The 24,776-nt window shown below is 63.3% G+C and carries 22 protein-coding genes and 1 pseudogene; 7 read left to right on the plus strand and 16 right to left on the minus strand.

The window, feature by feature from the left end; genetic code table 11:
• The first annotated feature begins 139 nt into the window (after window positions 1–139).
• Window positions 140–1,063 carry a GGDEF domain-containing protein gene (locus QZ497_RS20600; RefSeq protein ID WP_295478916.1) on the plus strand — a complete coding sequence of 308 codons (924 nt, stop codon included), beginning with the start codon at window positions 140–142 and terminating at the stop codon, window positions 1,061–1,063.
• Window positions 1,064–1,077: 14 nt separating this feature from the next.
• On the opposite strand, the gene recJ is transcribed toward QZ497_RS20600, so the two are convergent.
• Complete coding sequence (recJ, locus tag QZ497_RS20605) at window positions 1,078–2,787, minus strand: single-stranded-DNA-specific exonuclease RecJ (RefSeq protein WP_295478919.1); 1,710 nt, start codon at window positions 2,785–2,787, stop codon at window positions 1,078–1,080.
• A 222-nt stretch (window positions 2,788–3,009) separates the two neighbouring features.
• Window positions 3,010–3,552, minus strand: coding sequence for a YaeQ family protein (locus tag QZ497_RS20610; protein WP_295478922.1), 543 nt, complete (start codon window positions 3,550–3,552; stop codon window positions 3,010–3,012).
• A 215-nt stretch (window positions 3,553–3,767) separates the two neighbouring features.
• Here QZ497_RS20610 and QZ497_RS20615 point away from each other — a divergent pair, with 215 nt between their 5' ends.
• Window positions 3,768–4,595 carry a TIGR02285 family protein gene (locus tag QZ497_RS20615; protein WP_295478974.1) on the plus strand — a complete coding sequence of 276 codons (828 nt, stop codon included), beginning with the start codon at window positions 3,768–3,770 and terminating at the stop codon, window positions 4,593–4,595.
• 162 nt (window positions 4,596–4,757) lie between these two features.
• Here the strand turns inward: QZ497_RS20615 and QZ497_RS20620 are convergent, their stop codons facing one another.
• The 11 genes and pseudogenes from QZ497_RS20620 to ffh form a co-directional block, all read right to left on the minus strand.
• Window positions 4,758–5,054, minus strand: coding sequence for a DUF3509 domain-containing protein (locus tag QZ497_RS20620; RefSeq protein ID WP_295478925.1), 297 nt, complete (start codon window positions 5,052–5,054; stop codon window positions 4,758–4,760).
• Between the two features lie 267 nt (window positions 5,055–5,321).
• Window positions 5,322–7,463 (minus strand): annotated as a pseudogene (locus tag QZ497_RS20625) (transporter substrate-binding domain-containing protein); the annotation flags it as partial.
• A gap of 178 nt (window positions 7,464–7,641) precedes the next feature.
• Window positions 7,642–9,051, minus strand: a complete 1,410-nt coding sequence (gene thrC, locus QZ497_RS20630) for a threonine synthase (protein ID WP_295478928.1) — start codon at window positions 9,049–9,051, stop codon at window positions 7,642–7,644.
• Window positions 9,052–9,156: 105 nt separating this feature from the next.
• Window positions 9,157–10,461 carry a homoserine dehydrogenase gene (locus QZ497_RS20635; RefSeq protein WP_295478931.1) on the minus strand — a complete coding sequence of 435 codons (1,305 nt, stop codon included), beginning with the start codon at window positions 10,459–10,461 and terminating at the stop codon, window positions 9,157–9,159.
• Between the two features lie 79 nt (window positions 10,462–10,540).
• Window positions 10,541–11,281, minus strand: coding sequence for a thioredoxin fold domain-containing protein (locus tag QZ497_RS20640; protein ID WP_295478934.1), 741 nt, complete (start codon window positions 11,279–11,281; stop codon window positions 10,541–10,543).
• 314 nt (window positions 11,282–11,595) lie between these two features.
• Window positions 11,596–12,492 carry a site-specific tyrosine recombinase XerD gene (gene xerD / locus QZ497_RS20645; protein ID WP_295478938.1) on the minus strand — a complete coding sequence of 299 codons (897 nt, stop codon included), beginning with the start codon at window positions 12,490–12,492 and terminating at the stop codon, window positions 11,596–11,598.
• Between the two features lie 115 nt (window positions 12,493–12,607).
• The gene (rplS, locus tag QZ497_RS20650) at window positions 12,608–12,958 is read right to left on the minus strand and encodes a 50S ribosomal protein L19 (RefSeq protein ID WP_295478941.1); all 351 of its coding nucleotides are present in this window, start codon (window positions 12,956–12,958) and stop codon (window positions 12,608–12,610) included.
• Window positions 12,959–12,987: 29 nt separating this feature from the next.
• Entirely contained in the window at window positions 12,988–13,755 is a 768-nt protein-coding gene (trmD, locus tag QZ497_RS20655) for a tRNA (guanosine(37)-N1)-methyltransferase TrmD (RefSeq protein ID WP_295478944.1), read from the minus strand.
• Window positions 13,756–13,760: 5 nt separating this feature from the next.
• Window positions 13,761–14,300 (minus strand): ribosome maturation factor RimM, encoded by a 540-nt coding sequence (rimM, locus tag QZ497_RS20660; RefSeq protein WP_295478946.1) that lies wholly within the window; start codon window positions 14,298–14,300, stop codon window positions 13,761–13,763.
• A 5-nt stretch (window positions 14,301–14,305) separates the two neighbouring features.
• On the minus strand, window positions 14,306–14,563 hold the full coding sequence (gene rpsP / locus QZ497_RS20665) for a 30S ribosomal protein S16 (RefSeq protein WP_295478948.1): 258 nt from the start codon (window positions 14,561–14,563) through the stop codon (window positions 14,306–14,308).
• Between the two features lie 252 nt (window positions 14,564–14,815).
• On the minus strand, window positions 14,816–16,192 hold the full coding sequence (ffh, locus tag QZ497_RS20670) for a signal recognition particle protein (protein WP_295478950.1): 1,377 nt from the start codon (window positions 16,190–16,192) through the stop codon (window positions 14,816–14,818).
• Window positions 16,193–16,468: 276 nt separating this feature from the next.
• Between ffh and ccsA the strand changes: the two genes are divergently transcribed.
• The 3 genes from ccsA (at window position 16,469) to QZ497_RS20685 (ending at window position 20,092) form a co-directional block, all read left to right on the plus strand.
• Window positions 16,469–17,281 (plus strand): cytochrome c biogenesis protein CcsA, encoded by an 813-nt coding sequence (ccsA, locus tag QZ497_RS20675; RefSeq protein ID WP_295478952.1) that lies wholly within the window; start codon window positions 16,469–16,471, stop codon window positions 17,279–17,281.
• A 13-nt stretch (window positions 17,282–17,294) separates the two neighbouring features.
• Window positions 17,295–18,497, plus strand: coding sequence for a transporter associated domain-containing protein (locus tag QZ497_RS20680; protein WP_295478954.1), 1,203 nt, complete (start codon window positions 17,295–17,297; stop codon window positions 18,495–18,497).
• A gap of 287 nt (window positions 18,498–18,784) precedes the next feature.
• Window positions 18,785–20,092, plus strand: a complete 1,308-nt coding sequence (locus QZ497_RS20685) for an MFS transporter (protein WP_295478956.1) — start codon at window positions 18,785–18,787, stop codon at window positions 20,090–20,092.
• A 123-nt stretch (window positions 20,093–20,215) separates the two neighbouring features.
• Here the strand turns inward: QZ497_RS20685 and purT are convergent, their stop codons facing one another.
• The 3 genes from purT to QZ497_RS20700 all read right to left on the minus strand — a co-directional run bounded on the left by purT (window position 20,216) and on the right by QZ497_RS20700 (window position 22,867).
• On the minus strand, window positions 20,216–21,397 hold the full coding sequence (gene purT / locus QZ497_RS20690; protein ID WP_295478958.1) for a formate-dependent phosphoribosylglycinamide formyltransferase: 1,182 nt from the start codon (window positions 21,395–21,397) through the stop codon (window positions 20,216–20,218).
• A gap of 103 nt (window positions 21,398–21,500) precedes the next feature.
• On the minus strand, window positions 21,501–21,968 hold the full coding sequence (locus tag QZ497_RS20695) for a VUT family protein (RefSeq protein WP_295478959.1): 468 nt from the start codon (window positions 21,966–21,968) through the stop codon (window positions 21,501–21,503).
• 86 nt (window positions 21,969–22,054) lie between these two features.
• Window positions 22,055–22,867 carry a helix-turn-helix transcriptional regulator gene (locus QZ497_RS20700; protein WP_295478961.1) on the minus strand — a complete coding sequence of 271 codons (813 nt, stop codon included), beginning with the start codon at window positions 22,865–22,867 and terminating at the stop codon, window positions 22,055–22,057.
• 165 nt (window positions 22,868–23,032) lie between these two features.
• Here QZ497_RS20700 and QZ497_RS20705 point away from each other — a divergent pair, with 165 nt between their 5' ends.
• Window positions 23,033–24,478 carry a sodium:alanine symporter family protein gene (locus QZ497_RS20705; RefSeq protein ID WP_295478963.1) on the plus strand — a complete coding sequence of 482 codons (1,446 nt, stop codon included), beginning with the start codon at window positions 23,033–23,035 and terminating at the stop codon, window positions 24,476–24,478.
• 72 nt (window positions 24,479–24,550) lie between these two features.
• Window positions 24,551–24,776: asparaginase domain-containing protein (locus tag QZ497_RS20710; protein WP_295478966.1), on the plus strand; the 226-nt coding region annotated here is incomplete at its 3' end.

A 24,776-nucleotide genomic window follows, 5' to 3' on the forward strand; every position in this document is an offset into this window, starting at 1 on the left:
CAAGCAGCCGTCGCTGCCGCTTCCGCAGCATCCTTTTGCAAGCCATTGATTTTCATCGCGTTCAGGTTTTATGAACCGTTGGCATGCATTTCGCTCTATAAAAAACCAGCCGCAAAGGAAAGAGCTGAGGAGTGAACAGATGAATTCGCCCCCACGAATCGACACCGTGCAGATCGACACCCGCAGCATGCAGCCTGCGCTGGTCGGCGCGGATGCATGTTTGACCGGCTCTCGCCCTGCTCCCAGGCGCCTCGCCTACCGACTCGCCCAACAGCTGCAAACCAGCCTGGAGGCCGAGCGCATTCTGCAGCTGTTCTTCAATACGCTGCGCCAGGCCCTGCCCCTCGAAGGGCTGAATTACCTCCACGCAGCCAGCGATCTGCAGCTTTGCATAGGCAACCCGGTTGCCGACAGCACCTGCTACGAACTCAGCCACAAGGACGAAGCGCTCGGCCAATTGACGCTGCACCATGGCCGGGCCGCCGACACCCGGTTGCTCGCCGAACTGCAGCACTTGGTCGGCTGCCTGCTGTATCCGTTGCGCAACGCCTTGCTGTACCGCATGGCCCTGCAGAGTTCGCTGCGCGACCCGCTGACCGATACCGGCAACCGTGTGGCAATGGATCAGGTGCTGGCGCGCGAAGCAGACGACTCACTGCGTTATCGGCAGCCGCTGTCGCTGCTGATGCTGGACATCGACCATTTCAAGCGGATCAATGACACCCACGGCCACGCCAACGGTGATCTGGTCCTGCAAAGCATTGCCCAGACGCTGAAAAATCAGCTCCGCACGGTCGATCGGGTGTTTCGCTATGGCGGCGAAGAGTTCGTGGTCATCCTCGCCAATACCTGCCAGGACGCCGCGGCATTGATTGGCGAACGCCTGCGCCAGGCTATCCAGGAGCTGGACTTCAGCGCCCTGGGCAACCTGCGGCCGAGCATCAGCCTGGGTTGCTCGACCCTGCTGCCGGGCGAATCCACCGACAGCCTGCTGCGCCGCGCCGACATTGCCCTGTACGTGGCCAAGCGTGAAGGCCGTAACCGCATGATGATGGCCGGCTGAGAAAACCGGCGACCTCAGCGCGGCGCGATGTGGGTCACCAGCAACTGCACGGTCTCGTTGCCGCGAAATTCGTTGAGATCCAGCCGGTAGGCCAACTCCACCCAGCGAATGTTGGGGTTGGGCCATACCTCGCGATCCACCCCGAACGCGATACCCTCCAGGCGCACGCTGCCACATTCGGTCTTGAGCACCATTTTCAGGTGCCGCTCACCCACCACCCGCTGCTCGGCCAGCTGAAACACCCCATGGAACAACGGCTCGGGAAAATGCTGCCCCCAAGGGCCGGCGTTGCGCAGGGCGCGAGCCAGCTCCAGGTGGAACTCCTCGACCGCCAGGGTGCCGTCGGACAGCAGCCGTCCGGTCAGGTCATCCTCGCTGAGTTGCCGACGCACTTCTTCATCGAAGGCCTGGCAAAAGGCTGGAAAGTTGGCTTCCGGCAAGGACAGGCCAGCCGCCATGGCGTGGCCGCCGAACTTGCTGATCAGCTCTGGATGCCGCGCCGCCACGGCGTCCAGCGCATCGCGAATATGGAAGCCCGGCACCGAGCGGGCCGAGCCCTTGAGCATGCCTTCGCCGGCACTGGCGAACGCGATGGCTGGGCGGTGATAGCGCTCTTTAAGACGCGAGGCGAGGATGCCGATCACCCCCTGGTGCCAATCCGGCTCGAACAGGCACAGGCCGAAGGGCAGCGAATCCTCGGCCAGGTCCTTGAGCTGGGCCAGGGCTTCACGCTGCATGCCCTGTTCGATGTTCTTGCGGTCCTGGTTGAGTTCGTCAAGCTGGGTAGCCATCTCTCGCGCCAGCACCGGGTCTTCGCAGAGCAGGCATTCGATGCCCAGACTCATGTCATCCAGGCGGCCAGCGGCATTGAGGCGCGGGCCCAGGATGAAGCCCAGGTCGGTCGAAGTGATGCGCGACGGATCGCGACGCGCCACCTCCAGAATGGCGCGCAGGCCCGGCCGGGCGCGGCCGGCGCGGATTCGCATCAGCCCCTGATGGACCAGAATGCGGTTGTTGGCATCCAACGGCACCACGTCGGCCACGCTGCCCAGCGCCACCAGGTCGAGCAGGTCACCCAGGTTGGGCTCGGCACGGCTGGCGAACCAGCCAAGTCCACGCAGCCGCGCACGCAAGGCCATCAGCACATAGAACATCACGCCAACACCGGCCAGGGACTTGCTGGGGAACTCGCAGCCCGGCTGGTTCGGATTGACGATGGCGTCGGCGGCTGGCAGTTCGTGGCCCGGCAGGTGGTGGTCGGTAACCAGTACCTTGAGCCCCGCCGCCTTGGCCGCAGCCACGCCCTCGACACTGGAGATGCCGTTATCGACGGTCATCAGCAACTGTGGCGAGCGCTGCAGGGCCACTTCGACGATCTCCGGGGTCAGCCCGTAGCCGTACTCGAAGCGGTTGGGCACCAGATAATCCACGTGGGCAGCGCCCAGCTGGCGCAGGCCCAGCACGCCGACGGTACTGGCGGTGGCGCCATCGGCATCGAAGTCGCCGACGATGAGGATGCGCTGACCTTGCTGTAAGGCGTCGACCAGCAGGTCCACCGCCGCCTCGATACCCTTGAGCTGCTGATACGGAATCAGTCGCGCCAGCCCCTTGTCCAGCTCCTGCGCCGAACTCACGCCCCGCGAGGCATAAAGCCGGGTCAGCAGAGGGGGCAGGTCGCCAAGCAGCGGCAGGGGGTCGGGTAACGGGCGGTGTTCGATACGCATGGTGATTCAGTGTCTCGTGTCGTATTTCAGCCTAGGGCCAATACTGGTCAGTTAAGCCGGGTAGCAGCGGCTTCAGCCGCGAAGTAATCGCCTGTTCACATCAGATGCAGTGAGTTTCCTGGCGCTTTCGCGGCTAAAGCCGCTCCCACCAAGCCACATGCCGCTTAATCGAACTGTATTGAGCCTAGGGCCAGTACAGGTGAATAAGGACCAGGAGCGGCTTCAGCCGCGCTCACCCACCAGCCATTGCAGTTGCACTTCGTGCTGACCCCGGTCATCGGTGACGAACACCGTACCGTCGCTGATCATCACGTCCCACTTGATGGCACGCGGCATGTCATGGGCCAGCACTTCGAGCACGTCCTGGGGTACTGCAGCAATGCTGACGTTCTTCAACTGCCTGGCGCCGGGCACCACCTTGCCTTCCCACACCCGCAGGCTACCGTAGGCCAGCAGGCTGGTGCGTTCGGTGCGCCGAGAACACCAAGTCAGGCGCTCAAGGTCTGGCTGGCCGACTTCGATCCAGTGCAGCACGCGATCATCCAGGCTTTTTTCCCACAGGGCCGGCTCGTCGACGTCCGACAGGCCACGACCGAACGCCAGTTGCTCGTTGAACCACAGGGCATAGGCCAGCAGGCGCACGGCCATGCGCTCTTCGGTTTCAGAGGGATGCCGAGCGATGGTCTGCTTGACGCTTTCGTAGACCCCCCGGTCGATGTCGGTGAGGTTGAGTTCGAACTTGTAGGTGGTCGACGGCTGGGCCATGGACGGGCTTCCGGAGCAGGAGAAAGCCGGCAAGTTTAACCGATTGCGCGCTGCCCGAACGACGGGACTGCCCGGCGTTACGGAAAATTGTCAGGCAACCTTCACAAAATATACTGGCGAAATGCGCCTTTATGGTGCAATTTGAAGCCCCTTCCCATGGACGATTTCTACGCATGTGCCGCTCTCTAGCATGCCTGCGCCTGTCGGCCTGGCTGATGATCACCGGCCTGTGTGCCTTTCCGTTATCCAGCCAGGCCAAGGACACCCTGACCTGGCTGATGCGCGACATGCCCCCCGTGACCATTGCCGCCGGCCCCTACCAGGGCCAGGGGGCCATCGATCGGATGATGCCGCTGCTGATCGCCCGCATGCCGCAGTACGACCACACGCTGATGCAGGTCAACCGTGCCCGTGGCCTGCAGATGCTCAACGAACCGGGCTTCACCTGCGACCCGACCCTGCTGTGGACCGCCGCGCGGGCCAAGACCATCCTGTTTTCCATTCCCACCTACGTGGTGTTCAGCAACGGCCTGATCGTACGCAAGGAGCAAATGCCCCAGATCGCGCCCTTCGTCAGCGACGGCCAGGTCGATCTGCGCACCCTGCTGGCCAGCCAGACCTTCAAGCTCGGCATCGTCGCCGAACGCAGCTATGGCACAGTCATCGACGAAATCCTCAGCAAGGCGCCGGCCGATGAGCTCAAGCAGCACTACGGCAACAGCGCGATCGGCAGCATGCTGCAAATGGAGCGCCTGGGAAGGCTGCAAGCCATGCTCGCCTACTGGCCGGAGGCCCGCTACCAGGCGTTGCAGCAGGGTATCGACGAAAGCGAACTGACCTTCCTGCCGATCAAGGACGTACCCAAGTACCAGTACACCCATATCGGTTGCTCGAACACCGAGCAGGGACGCGCGGCCATGGTCGTGATCAACAGGGAAATGCGCGAACTGCGCGAGCCGCTCAAGTCACTCTACGCCGAATGGCTGGACCCGGTGCGGCGTGCCGAATACCTGCAGGACTCGGCAGGCTTCTTCAAGGATTGAGCGGGCAAAAAGAAACCCCGAACAGCGGGGATGACTGATCGGGGTCAACCTTGGCCCTTGGGCCGGACGGCAGGCGGCGTTCACCGGAGCACAATGAACGTTCCTGCCATACCTGATAGGAACCCGCCAACGGCACAAGGTTCCTGCCCGGTACCTCGGTTGTCAGGCGAACGGCCCCGAGGCGACGAGCGGCTGGCGGGCAGCGGCGTTGCGCATCGCCGCGATCATGCAGGGCTCAAGACGCCCTTCGGCCACCATCAGGTCGCGGTGCAGACCGTCGACGACATCGGTGAGCTGGTGCTTGTCACGCAGCTGGTCGACCTTGAAGCGGCGCTCGATCACCACGGCGCCAGAAACATCCTTGAGGGTCACCAGACATTCACCGTCCGAACCGGCCGCCCCGATACCGACCTGATAGGGCGCCAGTGCTTCACCCAGCAGCAAGCTGATATTTTCCATATGGATCACCCCTCATTTTATTGAACGACAAGATGTCTACCACTGACCTGCCTAGATCGCAGAAAGTTCTGCAAGTGGCTTGCCAACCCGTGAACATCCTCTGCACCGAGCATGCCTGGCAAAGATGACAGGGAAAAAACCAGCCGTTCAGTTACAGCTGCAAGAGGCCTCCTGAGCATGGTCGCCAGCCTCGATGGGCTGATCGAGCAGCATGGCCAGGTGCAGGATCGAACGCTGCACGCTCAACAGCCGCTCCACCGGCACCCCGCCCTGGCCGGTGCTGCGTTCACACTCGCAGGCCAGGGTGTCGATCAGCGCACGGATTTCCCGGCTCATGCAGCCATGCACCTGGGCCACCTGCTCCAGCCGGCTTTCCAGCCGCCGACGCTCGCTCAGGTCGACCCAGCCGCCCAATACTCCCTGACGCTGACCATCGGCGGCACATAACGGCACACTCCATTGCCAAGCCTCGACACGCCGGCCAGGCAGGTCCAGGGTGCGCCCGGCGAACACCGGTTCGCCGCTGCCCAGCAGGCGCATGCAATCGGCATGCAGCTCGGCGGCCAGGGCAGCGGGCAGCAGTTCCACGTCGATCAGCCGCCGACCTTGCATGTGCTCGACACCAATGTCGAAAAAGTGCTCGTAGCTGCGGTTGCACGACACCAGCCGGCCTTCCAGGTCGAGCACATAGACCGGCATGGGCAGCGCATCGAACAGCGCCTGCTTGAAAGCCAGCTGGTCGTTGAGCATGGCTTCGGCCTGGCGCCGCTGACGGATCTGGATGCGCAGGCGGCTGTTCCAGGCCAACGAAACCAGGACCAGCATCAGCGCCAGAATCGCACTCCAGACCAGCCAGGACGGCACACGGCTCCACAGGCCGGGCTGTGGCAGCGGGGTACCCAGCCATTTCATGCGGATGGCGCGCATCTCGGAGATCGGAAACTCTTCCAGCGCCTTGTTGAGGATGCTCAGCAGTTCAGGCTGGGTCTTGATCACCGAGAAGCGGTCGGGCGACCACTTGCCTTCCACGCCGCGGCCCACTTTCAGGGCCTCGGAGGGGAACAGGTAGGCGCCTGCCTCGTTCTGGATGGTCGCGTACGCCTGGCCGCTTTCTACCAGCTCACGGGCCTGCGCGTAGGTGTCGACCAAGTGCAGCTGAACATCGGGGTAATGCCGACGAATCTCGCCCTCCAGGGCATGCCGTGCCGGCAGGGCCAGCACCTGACCACTCATGGCGGCCAGGCTGTCTGGTGAAGGCTCGCCGGCACGGACCACGAACACCCAGGTGTTGCCGCCGAAGGAGTAAGTAAAATTCAGAAACAGCTTTCGCTCGGGATTCTCCGCCAGAGTGGTGTTCATCTGCGCCTCGCCGCTGCGTAGCAGCTCCAGGCTGGCCTGGGTGGAAGGCGCTTCGTGGTAGACGAACTGCAGGCCGGTCATACGCGAAATGCGCGCCAATACGTCGACATTGAGCCCGACCCATTGCCCCTGCTTGTCACGATAAATGAACGGCGGCTGCTGGGAGGTCGCCACGCTGACCTGTGGATGGCGGGCCAGCCAGCGTCGCTCGACACTGCTCAGGGGAATGCGCTGCTCACCGACCTCGCTGTTCAATCCCGAGGTCCAACGCCCCAGCACCTCGCGCCGCACGGACGGCTCCAGGCTGTCCAGGGCCTGGTCCACCAAGGCCTTGAGGCGCCGTTCGCCGGCACGCATCGCGAAGGCCAGGCCATGCGGCGGCAGCGCGCTCTCGGAGTGGATCTGCAGGTCGAGGTAAGGGCGCGTCACCAGAAAGGCCCGCACCACCAGCTCGCTGCCGATGAACGCCTGCACGTCACCCTGGCTCAGGGCCTCCATGGCGCTGTAGAGATTGGGGGCCAGCAACACTTCGCTGTCGGGGTAGGTGCGCTGCACGGTGCGCAGGTCGGCGTAATCGTCCAGCAGGGCGATCTTCCAGCCCGCCAGGCCATGGGACGGCGGCAGCGCCTTGCCCCTGACCACCACCACTGAACGGTCCGGCATGTAGTCACGCGAGAGGGCCAGGCCTGGTTGGCCCCTTTCGAAACCGCCGGCACTGCTGAGCAGGTCGATGGTGCCAACGCGCAGTGCGGTAATGGCTTCGTCATGCTGGTTGAAGCCGGTCAATGACAGCGGCACGCCCAGCTTCTGCTCAAGCAGGGCTAGGTAGTCGGCACTGATGCCCTGGTAGCGATTGCGGTCGGTGGTGATATCGACCGGCTCGTTCTCGGCGATCACGATACCGACCCGCAAGGCGCCACGCCCCTCCAGCCAGCGGCGCTCGTTGTCGGCCAACTCGAGTCGCTCGACCGTCACGAACGGTGGTGCCAGGGTGAAAGGCAGGCTCTGCGCCGCCCCCACCGGTTGAACGAGCCACACCAGCAGCAGCAGCGGCCATGTCTGCCACCTCCAGTGCCTGTGTCCCCTGACCGCCCTGGCGAACGGTCCTTCCTTGCTTGCCTGCTTCACGACCATCACTCTTGCCTGGTGAATCAAGCGGCAGAGTTTGGCATGCAGGAACGAAAAGGCCCGCCAGAAGGCGGGCCCAAGTTGTTACACGACTATTCGGTCACAGCGGCTTGCCGCGGTTGCCATGCTGGCTGACGAAGGCCTGTACGGCCTTGAGGTCGTTCGGCAGTACGGTGCAACGCTCTTCACGCTGGAACAGGTCGGACAAGTGCGCCGGAAGCTCCAGCGCCTTGCCGACGCCGGCCTTCTCTACCGCCTCGGGGAACTTGACCGGATGCGCGGTGCCCAGCACCACCATCGGGATGTCCAGGCTGCGGCGGCATTCGCGAGCAGCACGCACGCCGATGGCCGTGTGCGGGTCGAGCACTTCACCGGTACGGGCGAAGACCTGGGCGATGGTTTCGCAGGTCTGCTCGTCGCTGACCGCCAGAGAGTCGAACAGCTTGCGGGTTTCGGTCCAGCGATCCTGCTCGACGCTGAAGCCGCCACCCTGCTTGAAGGTGTCCATCAGCTCGGCGATGGCTGCACCATTGCGACCGTGCATGTCGAACAGCAGGCGTTCGAAGTTCGACGACACCATGATGTCCATGGACGGCGACAGTGTCGGGTGCAGGGCATCCTTGACGTACTGATTGCCGCTCATGAAGCGGTGCAGGATGTCGTTGCGGTTGGTCGCCACGATCAGCTGGTTGACCGGCAGGCCCATGTTGCGAGCCAGGTAGCCGGCGAAGATATCGCCGAAGTTGCCGGTCGGCACCGAGAAGGAGACCGAGCGCGCCGGACCGCCAAGCTGCAGTGCGGCATGGAAGTAGTAGACGATCTGGGCCATGATCCGCGCCCAGTTGATCGAGTTGACCGCCACCAGGCGAGTGCCCTTGAGGAAGCCCTGGTCGGCGAAGCTGGCCTTGACCATTTCCTGGCAGTCGTCGAAGTTGCCTTCCACAGCGATGTTGTGGATGTTGTCGCCGAGGATGGTGGTCATCTGGCGACGCTGCACGTCAGACACGCGGTTGTGCGGGTGCAGGATGAAGATGTCGACGTTGTCGCAACGACGGCAGCCTTCGATGGCCGCCGAGCCGGTGTCACCGGAGGTGGCGCCGACGATCACCACGCGCTCGCCGCGCTTGGCCAGCACGTGATCGAGCAGGCGGCCGAGCAGTTGCAGGGCAAAGTCCTTGAACGCCAGGGTCGGGCCGTGGAACAGCTCCAGCACCCATTCGTTACCGTCGAGCTGACGCAACGGTGCGACAGCGCTGTGGGCGAATACGCCGTAGGTTTCTTCGAGGATCTTCTTGAAATCGGCGTCGGCGATGCTGCCTTCGACGAAGGGTCGCATCACTCGGAACGCCAGCTCGTGATACGGCAGGCCGGCCCAGGAAGCGATCTCCTCCTGGGTGAAGCGCGGCAGGTTTTCCGGCACGTACAGGCCGCCGTCACTGGCCAGGCCAGCCAGCAGCACGTCTTCGAAGTTCAACGCCGGGGCTTTGCCGCGAGTACTGATATAACGCATGGGTGCAAACCTTTGATTTGAGCGGCACGCTGCCAGTTCCAGGCGGCAAGTAAAGCGGGGACGGCTTGTTCTTGCAGCTCGAAGCTGGCAGCGTGCCGCTGCTGGTTAATTCAGGTGTTCGACACGGATGCGGACCACGGGGCCGACGACATCCTGCAGGGCTTCCAGGGCCTGGATGGCATCGTTGATGCGCTGCTCCACGACCCGATGGGTCAGCAGGATCATCGGCACCAGGCCGTCCTGCTCTTCCACTTCCTTCTGCATGATCGATTCGATGTTGATGCCGCGCTCGGACAGGATGCTCGCGACCTGGGCCAGCACGCCTGGGTGATCCTTGGCCTGGATGCGCAGATAGTAAGCGCTTTCGCAGGCTTCGATCGGCAGGATCGGATGTGCGGACAGCGAGTCGGGCTGGAAGGCCAGGTGCGGCACGCGGTTGGTCGGGTCGGAAGTCATCGCCCGCACCACGTCGACCAGGTCGGCGACCACCGAGGAAGCGGTCGGCTCCATACCGGCACCGGCACCGTAGAACAGCGTGGAGCCCGAAGCGTCACCGTTGACCATCACGGCGTTCATTACGCCGTTGACGTTGGCCAGCAGGCGGTCGGCCGGGATCAGCGTCGGGTGCACACGCAGCTCGATGCCCTGCTCGGTACTGCGCGCCACGCCCAGGTGCTTGATGCGGTAGCCCAGCGCTTCGGCGTAATTCACGTCGGCCGTGGTCAGCTTGGTGATGCCTTCGGTGTAGGCCTTGTCGAACTGCAGCGGAATGCCAAAGGCGATGGAGGCCAGGATGGTCAGCTTGTGCGCCGCGTCGATGCCTTCGACGTCGAAGGTCGGGTCGGCTTCGGCATAACCCAGCGCCTGGGCTTCGGCCAGCACGTCTGGGAAGGTGCGGCCCTTCTCGCGCATTTCCGTGAGAATGAAGTTGCCCGTGCCATTGATGATGCCGGCCACCCAGTTGATGCGGTTGGCCGACAGGCCTTCACGGATCGCCTTGATCACCGGGATACCACCAGCCACGGCAGCCTCGAAGGCGACGATGACGCCCTTCTCGCGGGCACGGGCGAAGATTTCGTTGCCATGCACGGCAATCAGCGCCTTGTTGGCGGTGACCACGTGCTTGCCATTGTCGATGGCCTTGAGCACCAGCTCGCGGGCCACGGTGTAGCCGCCGATCAGCTCGACGATCACGTCGATCTCGGGGTTGCTGGCGACTTCGAACACGTCAGAGGTGGTCGGGGTTCCGGCGATCTGGCAGTTGGGGTTTGGTGTACGAACAGCAATCTGCGCGACTTCGATGCCACGCCCGGCACGACGGGCAATTTCCTCGGCGTTGCGCTGAAGCACGTTGAAGGTACCGCCACCTACGGTACCCAGCCCACAGATGCCTACTTTGACCGGTTTCACTGATGAACTCCCCGTAAAGCGGCCACCCCCTCGGGCAGCCGCACTAATACAGCCACATGCATGCAGCTGGAAAGATGAATTACTTGGCGCCCAGGGCCAGCTTGGCCACCTGGGCCGCCGGCTGATACCCCGGGATCACCTGGCCGTCGGCCAGGACGATGGCCGGCGTGCCGTTCACACCGATCGACTGGCCGATCTCGAACTGCTTGCGGACCGGGTTATCGCACTTGGGCGCCTTGATGTTCTTGCCTTCGACCATCTGGTCCATGGCCGACTTGCGATCCTTGGAGCACCACACCGCCTGCAGCTGCTGGTCACCCGGCGAGCCGAGGCCCTGGCGTGGGAATGCAACGTAACGCACCTCGACGCCCAGCTTGTTGAGCTGGCCGACTTCCTCGTGAAGCTTGTGGCAGTACGGGCAGGTGGTATCGGTGAACACGGTAATGTGCGACTTGGCCTCGCCGACAGCTGGGTAGATGACCATTTCAGTGGTCGGAATGCCGTTGATGGTCTGGGCGATGGCCTTGCGTTCGGTTTTCTCGGTCAGGTTGACGGGCTTGCCGTCCTGGATCTGGAACAGGTAGCCCTGCACCACGAACTGGCCGTCGGCGCTGGCATACAGCACGCGACCGCCCTTGAGCTTGACTTCATAGAGGCCGTTGAAGGGGCTGCTGGCGATGCTTTCTACCGGCAGTTCGAGATCCAGCGAGTCGAGCGTCTTGCGAATGGCCTGCTCGGCACCGGCATCGGCCTGGGCGAAAAGGCTGAATGTGCTGGCCAGCACCAGGGAAGCGACAGCGAAAATGGAAGGCAAGCGCATGGAAACTCCTATGACGGCGGACGGGTTCGAGGGCATGCGACCCTGCCGGGTACACCTCGTTCCGCGAAACCGGCAAAGCCTACCATATTCCCCCGGCAAGACGGACCCGCACCGTCGGGCAAATTGCATCGCTTTTACACCGCTGTAACGAATTCGGGGGGCATGGCCATTCGCGATGCAAGCCTACCCGTGAGCATCAGCAGTTGCCTTCGATCGGTAGGACCGGCTTGAGATGCTCCAACGGTCTCGTTGACCAGTATTGGCTGTAGCCGGGCGCCTTCGCGACTGCAGTTCCACTCGATCCCACGCGGCCTCTAGCCACGTGGGTGATGGGTGGCATGCAGTTCCTGCAGTCGAGCACGGGCTATGTGGGTGTAGATCTGCGTGGTCGAGAGGTCGCTGTGCCCCAGTAGCATCTGCACCACGCGCAGGTCGGCGCCGTGGTTGAGCAAATGGGTAGCAAAGGCATGGCGCAGGGTGTGCGGCGACAGCGACTTGTTGATGCCCGCCGTAATGGCATGCTGCTTGATGCGGTGCCAGAAGGTCTGGCGGGTCATCTGTTCGCCGCGCAGGCTGGGAAACAATACGTCGCTGGGCCGACCACCGAGCAGTTCCTGGCGGGCGCCGCGCAGGTAGCGCTCGACCCAGGCAATGGCCTCCTCACCCATCGGCACCAGGCGTTCCTTGCTGCCCTTACCCATCACCCGCAGCACGCCCTGACGCAGGTTGACCTGCTCCAGGGTCAGGCCCACCAGTTCGGTCACCCGCAAACCACAGGCATAGAGCACTTCCAGCATGGCGCGGTCACGCTCACCGATGGCTTCGCCAAGATCCGGTGCCGCCAGCAAGGCCTCGACATCGGCTTCCGACAAGGACTTGGGCAGCGGTTTGCCCAGCTGGGGCATTTCCACCTGCAAGGTCGGGTCGGTCGCAATCAGTTTCTCGCGCAGCAGATAGCGGTAAAAGCCTCTGGCCCCGGAGAGAAAACGCGCCGTGGAGCGTGGCTTGTAGCCCTGCTCCAGACGCCAGGCCAGGTGATCGAGGACCACTTCGCGGCCGGCAGCGGACAGCTCGACGCCGCGCTCCTGCAGCCAGCCATTGAACAGTTCAAGGTCACTGCGATAGGACTCGCGGGTATTGTCGGAAAGGCCTTTCTCCAGCCACAAGGCATCGAGAAAGCGATCGATCAGGGGGTGTTCAAGCGCAGGCATGGTGGCTCGGTCAGGCATCGGAATGCCAGAACCTACTACAGCCACGTCGAGGGATAAACGCCAGGCAACAAAAAAGCAGCCCGAAGGCTGCTTTTTCGTGGACCGAAAAACTGTATCAGGACAGTTTTTCCTTGATGCGGGCTGCCTTGCCGGACAGGTCGCGCAGGTAGTACAGCTTGGCCTTGCGAACGTCGCCGCGGCGCTTGACCGACAGGCTGTCGATCTGTGGGCTGTAGGTCTGGAAGGTACGCTCAACGCCAACGCCGCTGGAGATCTTGCGAACGGTGAAAGCACTGTTCACACCGCGGTTACGCTTGGCGATGACAACGCCTTCGAAGGCTTGCAGACGGCTACGATCGCCTTCCTTCACTTTCACCTGAACGACAACGGTGTCGCCCGGGGCGAAGGCCGGGATTTCTTTCTGCATCTGCTCGGCTTCGAGGGCCAGAATGATTTTGTTGGTCATGCTTGTGCTCCTAAGGTGATCCTCCCGGATCAACCATCGATACGTTTACTATCGTCCCGCTCACGGATGTATTCCGCGAGCAGCTTCTGCTCTTCTCCAGAAAGCGAGCGACTTTCCAGAAGATCAGCGCGTCGTTCGAACGTCCGCCCAAGGGACTGTTTCAAACGCCAACGCCGGATGTGTGCGTGATTGCCACTTAGCAATACGTCGGGAACACGCTGATCCGCATACACCTCAGGTCGGGTGTAGTGCGGGCAATCCAGCAGACCGTCCGTGAAGGAGTCTTCCTCCGCAGAGTCCACATGCCCTAAAGCTCCAGGCAGCAGTCGTGTAACCGCATCGATCAGCACCATCGCCGGCAGCTCGCCACCGGACAGGACATAGTCCCCGATCGACCACTCTTCATCCACGTGCGCTTCAATGAAACGCTCATCGATGCCTTCATAACGACCAGCGATGAGAATCAGAGCATTCTCCTGCGCCAGTTCGCGCACCGCCGGCTGATTCAGCCTGCGGCCTTGCGGCGAAAGGTAGATCACCTTCGCCTTGTCCCCGGCTGCCTGCCTGGCCTCGGCCAGTGCATCTTCCAGGGGCTTGATCTTCATCACCATGCCGGGGCCGCCGCCGAAAGGGCGATCGTCAACAGTGTGATGGCGATCCGTGGTGTAGTCCCGCGGATTCCAGCAAGTGAGCTGCAACAGCTCCTGCTTCACCGCACGGCTGGTTATGCCGTATTCGCTGATGGCGGAGAACATCTCGGGAAACAGCGTAATGACCTCTATGCGCAGGCTAGCCATGGCATTCAGAAGTCCGCATCCCAATCCACCTTCATCTCGCCGGCTGCAAGGTCAACGGCCAACACGCAGTGCTCCGTATAGGGCAACAGGCGTTCGCGATCATCCAGGCTGCCCGCGCAGGGCTTTACCACCATTACATCGTTCGAGCCGGTTTCAAGCAGGTGATCGATCTGACCGAGCAATTGCCCGTGCGTATCGATGACCTTGAGGCCTTCCAGTTGATACCAGTAGTACTCGCCATCATCCAGATCAGGGAACAGGCTGCTCGGCACGCAGATTTCGCAACCGGACAGAAGACGTGCTTCGTCGCGATCGTCGAGACCCTTGAGCTTCGCGACCAGGAACTTGCCTTGCAAGCGTCCACTGATCAGCTCTACCTGTTTTTCCACACGCCCTTCGCGCCGCAGCGTCCAGGTCGGGTAGTCCAGCAGGTTGTCAATCGGATCCGTGAAGGAGTACACCTTCACTTCGCCGCGAACGCCATGAACCGAAAAAATCTTGCCAATGACGATCAGGTCGTCGGCAGATGCAGGCGTCGCGTTCATAAGACTCAGGCCGCGGCCTTGGTCTTGTTGTGCTCTTTGATCAGCTGAGCAACGCGCTCGGAGGTCTGAGCGCCAACACCCAGCCAGTAGTTCAGGCGTTCTTCGTTGATGGACAGACGAACTTCCTGACCACGAGCGATGGGGTTGAAGAAACCGATCTGCTCTTTGTGGGAGCCGTCACGGGCGTTGCGGCTGTCTGTAACAGTCACATGGTAGAAAGGGCGCTTCTTGGAGCCGCCAAGGGCAAGACGAATGGTTAGCATTGAACATCGTTCCTGTTAATGGTGCTGCAAATCTTTGTTGCACAATGGGCACGGGTGCCCAAAAGGCCGCATATTCTCAAGGAATATCCCGAGTTTTGCAAAGCCTTTTTCCGCTGCCCGAGAGCCCGCGGTGCCGATCTGCATGGGGCGGCCACCGCAGTGGCCGGACGTTTCCTTCCTTCCCGGGAAGGCGCGCAGCCTTGAGGCTGCACGACGAACGGGCATGGCCTGCGCCATGCCCGGTTGTTCGGGTTACATCTTCGGCATGCCGCCGCCGGGGAACATGCCGCCCAGACCGCGCATCATCTTGGCCATGCCGCCCTTGTTGGAGAATTTCTTCATCATCTTCTGCATCTGCTTGTGCTGCTTGATCAGCCGGCCGATGTCCTGCACCTGAGTGCCCGAGCCCATGGCGATACGGCGCTTGCGCGAACCGCTGATCAGCTCGGGGTCGCGGCGCTCGGCCGGGGTCATGGAGTTGATGATGGCTTCCATCTGCTTGAACTGCTTCTCGGCCGCGCCCTGGGCATTGCCCATCTGCGAGAGGTTCATGCCGCCGATGCTCGGCAGCTTGTCCATCAGGCCGCCAAGGCCGCCCATGTTCTTCATCTGTTGCAGCTGGTCGCGGAAGTCTTCGAGGTCGAAGCCCTTGCCTTTCTTGATTTTCTTGGCGAGCTTGTCGGCCTTTTCGCGGTCCAGGGTCTGCTCGGCCTGCTCGATCAGGCTGAGCACGTCGCCCATGCCGAGAATGCGCGAGGCGATACGGTCGGGGTGGAACGGCTCGAGGGCTTCGCTCTTCTCGCCCATACCGATGAACTTGATCGGCTTGCCGGTGATGGCTCGCACCGAAAGCGCGGCACCGCCACGCGCGTCACCGTCGACCTTGGTAAGGATCACACCGGTCAGCGGCAGCGCATCGCCGAAGGCCTTGGCGGTGTTGGCGGCGTCCTGGCCGGTCATGGCGTCGACCACGAACAGCGTTTCGACCGGCTTGACCGCAGCATGCAAGGCCTGGATCTCGGTCATCATCTCGGCATCGACGTGCAGGCGACCGGCGGTGTCGACGATGACCACGTCGATGAACTTGAGCTTGGCTTCCTGGATCGCCGCCTGGGCAATGGCCACCGGCTTCTGGCTGATGTCGGACGGGAAGAAGGTCACGTCTAGGTCGTTGGCCAGGGTTTCCAGCTGTTTGATCGCAGCCGGACGGTAGACGTCGGCCGACACCACCATCACCGACTTCTTCTTGCGCTCCTTGAGGAACTTGGCCAGCTTGCCGGCGGTGGTGGTCTTGCCCGCACCCTGCAGGCCGGCCATCAGTACCACGGCAGGCGGCGCGACGTTGAGGGTCAGGTCCTCGTTGGCCGCGCCCATGATGCTTTCCAGCTCGGCCTGGACGATCTTCACGAACGCCTGGCCTGGCGTCAGGCTGCGCGACACCTCGGTGCCGACGGCGCGTTCCTTGACGTTGTTGACGAAGTCCTTGACCACCGGCAGCGCCACATCGGCTTCGAGCAACGCCATGCGCACTTCGCGCAGCGTGTCCTTGATGTTGTCTTCGGTCAGCTTGGCCTTGCCGGTGACGTGGCGCAGCGTCTGTGAAAGGCGTTCGGTTAGGTTTTCAAACATGCGCGTTCCTTTGAGGCTGCGGCCGCCAGCGGTACTGTGCGGTCCGGCCCGAGATGCAGATGAATGGCGCGCGGCAAGCCTGCGGCCTGAACAGGGCGCCGATTATAGCCGAGAGTCCGGCACACGGACACCAGCCATGCGGCGCCGCGTCCACCGGCGCCATGGCGGCGCTGGCCGGCCAGCGACACCGCGCTCTGCGGAGTCTCGAGCGCTCTTTCGTGTCACGCCGGTTGTATGCCAAACTCAGCGCCTTTCAGGGCCCGCCCGTCAGGATCTATGTTCCCTTTGCCAGCCAGCCTGTTTCCCACTCTCGCCGCCGCCGGCCTGTACGCCGCCGCGACCGTCTATCAAGGTCTGCGCCTGCGCCAGGCGATCCGCCCGGACAAACGCCTGCTCGGTCTGCTCGGCGCCTTGGCCGTCATTGCCCACGCCATCGGCCTGTATTCGCAACTGCTGCGCCCGACCGGCCTGGGCCTGGACTTCTTCAACGCCGCCAGCCTGATCGCCCTGTCGGTGATCGTCCTGACCCTGCTGGCGACCATCCGTATTCCGGTGGAAAACCTGCTTGCGCTGCTCTTCCCCCTGGGCATGGTCACCGCCCTGCTGGCGCAATTCGTGCCCAGCGGCACGGTGCAGCCGGTGCTCGAAGAGCCCGGCATCCTCAGCCACGTGATGCTGTCGATCCTTGCCTACGGCATGTTCACCATCGCGGTATTCCAGGCACTGCTACTGCTGTTGCAGGACTACCAGCTCAAGCACAAGCACCCTTCGGGGCTGATCCGCAACTTCCCGCCGCTGCAGACCATGGAAAGCCTGCTGTTCGGCTTCCTCTGGGCCGGCTGGACACTGCTGTCGCTGTCGCTGGTGTCGGGCTGGATCTTCGTCGAAAACCTGTTCGCCCAGCACCTGGTACACAAGACCCTGTTGGCCTGCCTGGCCTGGGTGGTATTCAGCGTGCTGCTGTGGGGTCGTACGCGTCTGGGCTGGCGCGGGCACAAGGCGATCCGCTGGACCCTCGGCGGCTTCTGCCTGCTGATGCTGGCCTATTTCGGCAGCAAGCTGGTCCGCGAATTCATCCTGCACATCTGACAGGCCACACGCCATGGATACGCTGCCCGTCGGCCCCTTGCTCGGTGCGCTGATCCTCCTGACCCTCTGGTCGGGACTCTTCACTGCCGTGGAAGCGGCCCTCGGCCAGGCCCCCAAGCGCGGGAAAAACGACCTCGATCTGCCTACTCTGGTGCTCGGCAATACCCTGTGCAAAGCCCTGCTGGTCGTGCTCAGCCTGCTGCTGGTGGTGCGCCAGGGCTATAACCAGTGGCCATTGCTGGCCTGGCTGGGCAGCAGCGCCCTGCTGCTGGTGTTCGTCCAATACCTGCCGCGACACCTGGCCGCTCGCTACCCCCAGGCAACCCTGCAATTGGGCGCAGGCCTGGCCGGTCCCCTGCGCCTGTTGCGGCCACTGACCTGGCTGCTCGACGGCATCGCCCGCCTGCTGCTGCGCCCGTTCGTACGCCGCCCGGCTCCGCCAGGCCAGGTACAGCACGACGAGCCGGCGTCCAGCAGCGCACACCCGAATGACGCCAGCCCTTCGCTGCCCAGTGGCGTACTGGCAGGTCTGCAGGCCCTGGACCGGATGACCGTCAACGACATCCTGGTCCCGCGCAACGAAGTGGACGGCATCAACCTCGACGACCCTATCGAGCAGATCATCGAGCGGCTGAAAGGCTCCCGCCACACTCGCCTGCCGATTTACCACGACGACATCAACCAGATTCAGGGCGTGCTCAACACCCGACAGATCAGCCACCTGTTGCCGGAGGCGGAGCTGACCAAGGAACAACTGCTGGCGGTGTGCTACGAGCCCTACTTCGTCCCTGAAAGCACGCCACTGCAGCTGCAACTGCTGAATTTCCACAAACAGCAGCGTCGTCTTGGCGTGGTGGTCGATGAATATGGCGAAGTGCTGGGCATCGTCAGCCTGGAAGACATCCTCGAAGAGATCGTCGGCGAATTCGAAAGCCAGCACCTGGACAACCCGCACATCACCCATCTGGCCGACGGCCAGCTTGAGGTCGACGGCGCGGCGTCGATCCGCGACCTGAACAAGAGCCTGGGCTGGCACCTGCCGTCCGACGGCCCGCGCACTCTGAACGGCCTGGTCACCGAAGCCCTGGAAACCATTCCGGAGGGCCCGGTGTGCCTGAAGATCGGCCCTTACCGCCTGGAAATCCTCGAAACCGAAGAAAACCGGATTACCCGTGTATTGATGTGGAAGCAGACACCCCTGCGCCCGTTGCGCTGAGCGGAGTCCTGTTACCACTTGTTTCAAGCCGAAACGCCTTTCTATAATCCCTGGGCTTACCCAGCCCGGCCGACCCCGTTGCTACCCGCACGCCCAGGGTCCGGCCAAGCACAGCCCTGAACGCCTCACGCCTCATCTCCGGCATGGCCCGCCACCCTGGCGCCCTGCCCCTGTCCCGCCGGCCAACCGCGCCGCCCAGCTCAGCGCTGCCCCGATAACCCGCCACACAATAATGAAAGCCTGTGGCTGCCCGTGCAGCACCAGACGCCATGACAGGGATATTCCGCATGACTTCCACGACCTTTGCCGACACCGACAGCACCTCGCCGCCGCCGGCCAACTCCGCCGCGCGCGTCGCCACTGCCAGCTTCATCGGCACCGCCATCGAGTTCTACGACTTCTACGTTTACGCCACGGCGGCCGCGCTGGTGATCGGCCCGGTGTTCTTCCCGCAAACCTCGGGCGCGGCGCAGATGCTCTCGTCGTTCCTCACCTTCGGCATCGCCTTTCTCGCCCGTCCACTGGGTTCGGCCCTGTTCGGTCACTTCGGCGACCGCATCGGGCGCAAATCGACCCTGGTCGCCTCGCTGCTGCTGATGGGCATCAGCACCACGCTGATCGGCGTGCTGCCTGGCTACGCCAGCATCGGTGTCTGGGCGCCGATCCTGTTGTGCCTGCTGCGCTTCGGCCAGGGCCTGGGGCTGGGTGGTGAATGGGGCGGTGCTGCGCTGCTGGCCACCGAGAACGCCCCGAAAGGAAAGCGCGCCTGGTTCGGCATGTTCCCGCAGTTGGGCCCGTCGATTGGCTTCCTGGCCGCCAACGGCCTGTTCCTGACCCTGGCGATGCTGCTCGACGACCAGCAGTTCCGCGACTGGGGCTGGCGCGTGCCGTTCCTACTCAGCGCCGTGCTGGTGCTGGTCGGCCTGTACGTACGCCTGAAGCTGGAAGAAACCCCTGCCTTTGCCAAGGTCCTGGCCCGTCATGAACAGCTGCGCCTGCCCATCGTGGAAACCTTCGGCCAGCACGGCAAGCCGATGCTGCTGGGCGCTGCGGCGATGGTGGTGTGCTATGCGCTGTTCTACATCTCTACGGTGTTCTCGCTCAGCTACGGCGTCTCGACCCTGGGCTACAGCCGCGAAACCTTCCTCGGCCTGCTGTGCTTCGCCGTGCTGTTCATGGCCCTGGCCACACCGCTGTCGGCCTGGGCCAGTGACCGCTTCGGGCGCAAACCGGTGCTGGTGGTGGGCGGGGTGCTGGCGATTGTCTCGGGCTTTCTCATGGAGCCACTGCTGACCCACGGCTCTACCTGGAGCGTGGCGCTGTTCCTGAGTATCGAGCTGTTTCTGATGGGCGTGACCTTCGCACCGATGGGCGCGCTGCTGCCGGAATTGTTCCCGACCCGCGTGCGCTACACCGGGGCCTCGGCGGCCTACAACCTGGGTGGCATCGTCGGCGCCTCGGTGGCACCTTTCTTTGCGCAGAAGCTGGTGGCCATGGGCGGCCTGAGCTGGGTGGGGGGCTATGTCTCGGCAGCGGCGCTGCTGAGCGTGCTGGCGGTGCTGGCGTTGAAGGAAACCCGCGATACCGAGCTTTGAAACGCCGCAAGCGGCAAGTTCCAAGCGGCAAGTTGAATGCGTAGCGCCGACTTGCTGCTTGGGACCTGAAGCAAATGACCACAAGCGAGGGGTTTTCTCGCTTGTGGCTTGTGGCTGCCGAGCTTAAAGCTCGACCTTCACCGCGCTGGAAGCCCGGTTGGCCTTGGCGCGGGCGGCCTCGATGGATTCGTCGCGGGCCAGGGCCACGCCCATGCGGCGCTGGCCGTTGACTTCCGGCTTGCCGAACAGGCGCAACGCAGTGTCCGGTTCGGCCAGGGCGGCGCCGAGGTTGGCGAAGGCGGTCTGGGTCGACTGGCCTTCGACCAGCACCACCGACGACGCCGATGGACCGAACTGGCGAATCGCCGGTACTGGCAGGCCGAGAATCGCCCGGGCATGCAGGGCGAACTGCGACAGGTCCTGGGAAATCAGGGTCACCAGGCCGGTGTCATGCGGGCGCGGCGAGACTTCGCTGAACCACACCTGGTCGCCCTTGATGAACAGCTCCACGCCGAACAGACCACGACCGCCCAAGGCCTCGGTGACCGCCTTGGCGACCCGCTCCGACTCGGCCAACGCGACCGGGCTCATCGCCTGGGGCTGCCAGGACTCCTGGTAATCGCCCTTCTCCTGACGGTGGCCGACCGGCGCGCAGAAGGTGGTGCCGCCCACATGGCGCACGGTCAGCAGGGTAATTTCGTAATCGAAGTCGATGAAGCCCTCGATGATCACCCGGCCCTTGCCGGCACGTCCGCCTTCCTGGGCGTAGTCCCAGGCCTTCTGAATGTCGGCGGCGCTCTTGAGCAGGCTCTGGCCCTTGCCCGACGAACTCATCACCGGCTTGACCACGCACGGGAAGCCCAGGCTCTCGACGGCCTTGCTGTAGTCTTCGAAGGTGTCGGCGAAGAAGTACGGCGAAGTCGGCAGGCCCAGCTCTTCGGCGGCCAGACGCCGGATGCCCTCACGGTTCATGGTCAGTTGCGCGGCACGCGCGGTAGGCACCACGGTGAAACCCTCGGCTTCCAGCTCCACCAGGGTGGCGGTGGCGATGGCTTCGATTTCCGGCACGATGTAGTGCGGTTTCTCCGCTTCAATGACCGCACGCAGGGCGGCGCCGTCGAGCATGTTGATCACGTGGCTGCGATGCGCGACCTGCATGGCCGGTGCATTGGCATAGCGGTCGACGGCGATGACCTCGACCCCAAGGCGTTGCAGTTCGATCACGACTTCCTTGCCCAGCTCGCCGCTGCCGCACAGCAGTACGCGGGTCGCGGTGGGCGACAGTGGGGTTCCGATTTGCGTCATCTCAGGTCCTCGTGAAGCAGATGTCGAGGGCAGCCCGGCAGTCACGAGCAGCCACGTGGAAGAAAGGCGCGCAATTTACCACGAAGCCCTGCGCCCTGCAGGGTTATCCCGGGCAGCCCTGGCGACGAATGCGCCAGGCCATGATCAGCCACACGGCGGTGACGCCGGCGAACTTGGAGCCCAGCGCGGTGAGCAGCACCGGCGCGGTAAAAGCGTCGATCATGCCGAAGAAGATGAAGGTATCGAGAGGAATGCTCAGTGCCGAACTGATCCACAGCCGGTCATGCAGCGGCCGACGGGTGATGCTGAACACCAGCCAGTCGATCAGCTCCGACACCGCGAAGGCCGTCGCGCTGGCCAATGCGATGGACGGCTCGCTGGTGAAATACGACAGCAGCAGCGCCGCCAGCATGGCAAGCAAGGCGCCATGGCCGAAACGGGTCTGCACCATGTCGCGCAGGATGAACACCAGGCCGCCCCAGGCCGACCAGATGATGTCCAGATGCGGCGCCGCGGAAAAGGCGAAGTTGATCAGCACGACGCTGGCAATGTAAGCGATGAGAAAGAGCATGGGACACGAACGGCGGGTAATGACAGCCGCGCATGGTAACAGAATCGCCCTTTACCCGAGCGTTTTCCTATGGAATGCGCCGCGCCTCACTCCACCTCGAACAGCCCGTCGCGCACCGGGCCGTGGGCGAGGATCTGGCGGATGTCCTCGTCGATGCGCGGGTCGTCCGGGCGGTAGAGCATCACCTGGCGGTAGGCATTGATGCGGTTGATCTCCGTGCCTAGGAACTCCCACACCACACGGGTACAGGCCGGGGTACGGCGGTCACCGCTGGACACTCCGGTCTTCAGGCCGTTGAGACGGGTGATGCGGCTCTTGAAGCTGGGAATCAGGATGGTCTGGCTGACTTCGTTGAAGGTCAGCGACTCGTAGTCGATCAGGAACAGACGGTCGTGCAGCTGAAACGCCGCGCCCAGGTAGCGGCAGCGCGCAGAATCCTCGGCCGGGCCCACACCGGCCAGCACCTGGCGTTCCTGACGCTCGAACATGAACACCCCGCCCTCTTCACGCATGTGCACCAGCGACAACAGGATGGTGCCCGGCACCGACATGCAGTTGGCGTATTCGAAGTAATAACCGCAGTAGCGCGACAAGTCGCCGGAGCGTTCGCGCAATGGCTTGAGCAACTCCGTGAGCGGATCCTGGCGGGCCGAGGCGTCGACCTGCAGGCCACGGGCGCCGATCAGGCGGGCGAACTGCTCTGGCGGCAATACCAGTTCGAAGCTCTCTACGCCGAAGAAATCGCCGATGCGCTTGAGGTTGAAGGCGGTGGGCTGGCTGTCCCCGGACAGGTACTTGTTGAACTGCCCACGGTTGATGCCGATCTGCCTGCAAACCAGGGCAATGGAGCGGTAATGGCTGCAGAGGAGCCGGAGGTTCTCACCGAGGTGACTGGACATGGAAGGCTCTGAAGATGCGAGTGACGCGAATATAGCATCAAGTCGCATCACATCGTATCGACCCGCGAAATTGTATCTACAAATGTCATGTTCAAAAATCAGCCACCGCATACCGCGTCATGGTTCGCGTGCGAACAATCACAAGAAAAACCGAGGATTCTCATCATGCTCGAAGTACTGAACGACTTCCTGTCCGGGAAGGTGCTGATCGTACTCATCGTCGGCCTGGGTAGTTACTTCACCCTGCGCTCGCGCTTCGTCCAATTCCGCCACTTCCGCCACATGTTCAGCGTGTTCAAGGAATCGCTGCGTGCCAGCGGCGGCCAACTCAGCTCGTTCCAGGCCCTGATGCTCAGCCTCGCCGGCCGGGTCGGCGCCGGCAACATCGCGGGCGTGGGTATCGCTGTGACCCTGGGCGGCCCAGGCGCAGTGTTCTGGATGTGGGTCACCGCACTGGTGGGCATGTCCAGCAGCTTCTTCGAATGTACCCTGGCGCAGGTCTACAAGCAGAGCGACGGTGACGGCCTGTACCGTGGCGGCCCGGCCTATTACATTCAGCACGGCCTGAAGCTGCGCTGGATGGCGATGGTCTTCGCCGTGCTGCTGCTGGTCACCTACGGCTTCGCCTTCAACGGCCTGCAGTCGTACACCGTGACCCACTCGCTGCAGAACGCCTTCGACATCCCTGTGCAGTACAGCGGCATTGCCCTGGCCGTGCTGCTGGGCCTGGTATTCATCGGCGGCATCAAGCGCATCGCCTCGGTTTCGGACCTGCTGGTACCGGTCAAGACCCTGGCCTACATCGCCGTGACCCTGTACGTGATCGTCACCCAGATCGAGCTGGTACCCGGCATGCTGGTGACCATCGTCAAGAGCGCCTTCGGCCTGGAGCCAGCGTTTGCCGGCCTGCTGGGCAGCGCCATCGTGATGGGCGTGAAACGTGGCGTGTTCGCCAACGAAGCGGGCCTGGGCAGCGCACCGAACGTCGCCGCCGTGGCCTCGGTCAAGCACCCGGCCGCCCAGGGCGTGGTTCAGGCGTTCAGCGTGTTCCTCGACACCTTCGTGATCTGCACCTGCACCGCGCTGCTGATTTTGCTGTCGGGCTTCTACACCCCTGGCTTCGAAGGCGACGGCATCGTCCTGACCCAGAACTCGCTGGCCGCCGTGGTCGGTGACTGGGGTCGTACCTTCGTCAGCGTGGCCCTGAGCCTGTTCGTGTTCACCTGCATCCTCTACAACTACTACCTCGGCGAGAACGCCCTGCAGTTCATGGTCGGCCGCAGCAAGACTGCCCTGATCGGCTACCGCGCCCTGGTTCTGGCGCTGATCTGCTGGGGTTCGATGCAGAACCTGGGCACCGTGTTCGCCTTCGCCGACATCACCATGACCTGCCTGGCGTTCGTCAACCTGGTGGCCCTGGCCCTGCTGTTCAAGGTCGGCCTGCGCGTGATGCGCGATTACGACGTACAGCGCAAGGCTGGCATCAAGCAGCCAGTTTTCGACTCCAGCAAATTTGCCGACCTGGACCTGGACCGTGCCGCCTGGCCAGCCAATCCTCAGGCTGAAACAGCCACTGACAAAGCGGCTGGCGAACTTCAGCACCAGCGCTGATACCCTGCCCTGTCCGGCCGCCCCGCTCGTGGGCGGCCGGCTTTCCTTCGCTCCTCGCTTCGGAATCCTTCCATGGGTGCAGTCAAGAATCTCCTCGTTCTCTACACAGGTGGCACCATCGGCATGCTGCAGACCCCCGCGGGCCTGGCGCCGGCGGGTGGCTTCGATGCACGCATGCGTGACCACCTGGCACAGCGCAAGAACGCGCCGACACTGCAATGGACCTTGCGCGAGCTCAACCCGCTGATCGACAGCGCCAACATGCAGCAGGCCAACTGGCTGGCGATGCGTGATGCCA

Source organism: uncultured Pseudomonas sp. (assembly GCF_913777995.1).
Classification (GTDB): Bacteria; Pseudomonadota; Gammaproteobacteria; order Pseudomonadales; family Pseudomonadaceae; genus Aquipseudomonas.

What these genes read in the sequence shown, in the direction of transcription:
- QZ497_RS20600 (WP_295478916.1), top strand. Translation starts at nt 140, where the DNA reads ATGAATTCGCCCCCACGAATCGACACCGTGCAGATCGACACCCGCAGC.
- recJ (WP_295478919.1), bottom strand. Translation starts at nt 2,787, where the DNA reads ATGCGTATCGAACACCGCCCGTTACCCGACCCCCTGCCGCTGCTTGGC.
- QZ497_RS20610 (WP_295478922.1), bottom strand. Translation starts at nt 3,552, where the DNA reads ATGGCCCAGCCGTCGACCACCTACAAGTTCGAACTCAACCTCACCGAC.
- QZ497_RS20615 (WP_295478974.1), top strand. Translation starts at nt 3,768, where the DNA reads ATGATCACCGGCCTGTGTGCCTTTCCGTTATCCAGCCAGGCCAAGGAC.
- QZ497_RS20620 (WP_295478925.1), bottom strand. Translation starts at nt 5,054, where the DNA reads ATGGAAAATATCAGCTTGCTGCTGGGTGAAGCACTGGCGCCCTATCAG.
- thrC (WP_295478928.1), bottom strand. Translation starts at nt 9,051, where the DNA reads ATGCGTTATATCAGTACTCGCGGCAAAGCCCCGGCGTTGAACTTCGAA.
- QZ497_RS20640 (WP_295478934.1), bottom strand. Translation starts at nt 11,281, where the DNA reads ATGCGCTTGCCTTCCATTTTCGCTGTCGCTTCCCTGGTGCTGGCCAGC.
- xerD (WP_295478938.1), bottom strand. Translation starts at nt 12,492, where the DNA reads ATGCCTGCGCTTGAACACCCCCTGATCGATCGCTTTCTCGATGCCTTG.
- rplS (WP_295478941.1), bottom strand. Translation starts at nt 12,958, where the DNA reads ATGACCAACAAAATCATTCTGGCCCTCGAAGCCGAGCAGATGCAGAAA.
- trmD (WP_295478944.1), bottom strand. Translation starts at nt 13,755, where the DNA reads ATGGCTAGCCTGCGCATAGAGGTCATTACGCTGTTTCCCGAGATGTTC.
- rimM (WP_295478946.1), bottom strand. Translation starts at nt 14,300, where the DNA reads ATGAACGCGACGCCTGCATCTGCCGACGACCTGATCGTCATTGGCAAG.
- rpsP (WP_295478948.1), bottom strand. Translation starts at nt 14,563, where the DNA reads ATGCTAACCATTCGTCTTGCCCTTGGCGGCTCCAAGAAGCGCCCTTTC.
- ffh (WP_295478950.1), bottom strand. Translation starts at nt 16,192, where the DNA reads ATGTTTGAAAACCTAACCGAACGCCTTTCACAGACGCTGCGCCACGTC.
- ccsA (WP_295478952.1), top strand. Translation starts at nt 16,469, where the DNA reads ATGTTCCCTTTGCCAGCCAGCCTGTTTCCCACTCTCGCCGCCGCCGGC.
- QZ497_RS20680 (WP_295478954.1), top strand. Translation starts at nt 17,295, where the DNA reads ATGGATACGCTGCCCGTCGGCCCCTTGCTCGGTGCGCTGATCCTCCTG.
- QZ497_RS20685 (WP_295478956.1), top strand. Translation starts at nt 18,785, where the DNA reads ATGACTTCCACGACCTTTGCCGACACCGACAGCACCTCGCCGCCGCCG.
- purT (WP_295478958.1), bottom strand. Translation starts at nt 21,397, where the DNA reads ATGACGCAAATCGGAACCCCACTGTCGCCCACCGCGACCCGCGTACTG.
- QZ497_RS20695 (WP_295478959.1), bottom strand. Translation starts at nt 21,968, where the DNA reads ATGCTCTTTCTCATCGCTTACATTGCCAGCGTCGTGCTGATCAACTTC.
- QZ497_RS20700 (WP_295478961.1), bottom strand. Translation starts at nt 22,867, where the DNA reads ATGTCCAGTCACCTCGGTGAGAACCTCCGGCTCCTCTGCAGCCATTAC.
- QZ497_RS20705 (WP_295478963.1), top strand. Translation starts at nt 23,033, where the DNA reads ATGCTCGAAGTACTGAACGACTTCCTGTCCGGGAAGGTGCTGATCGTA.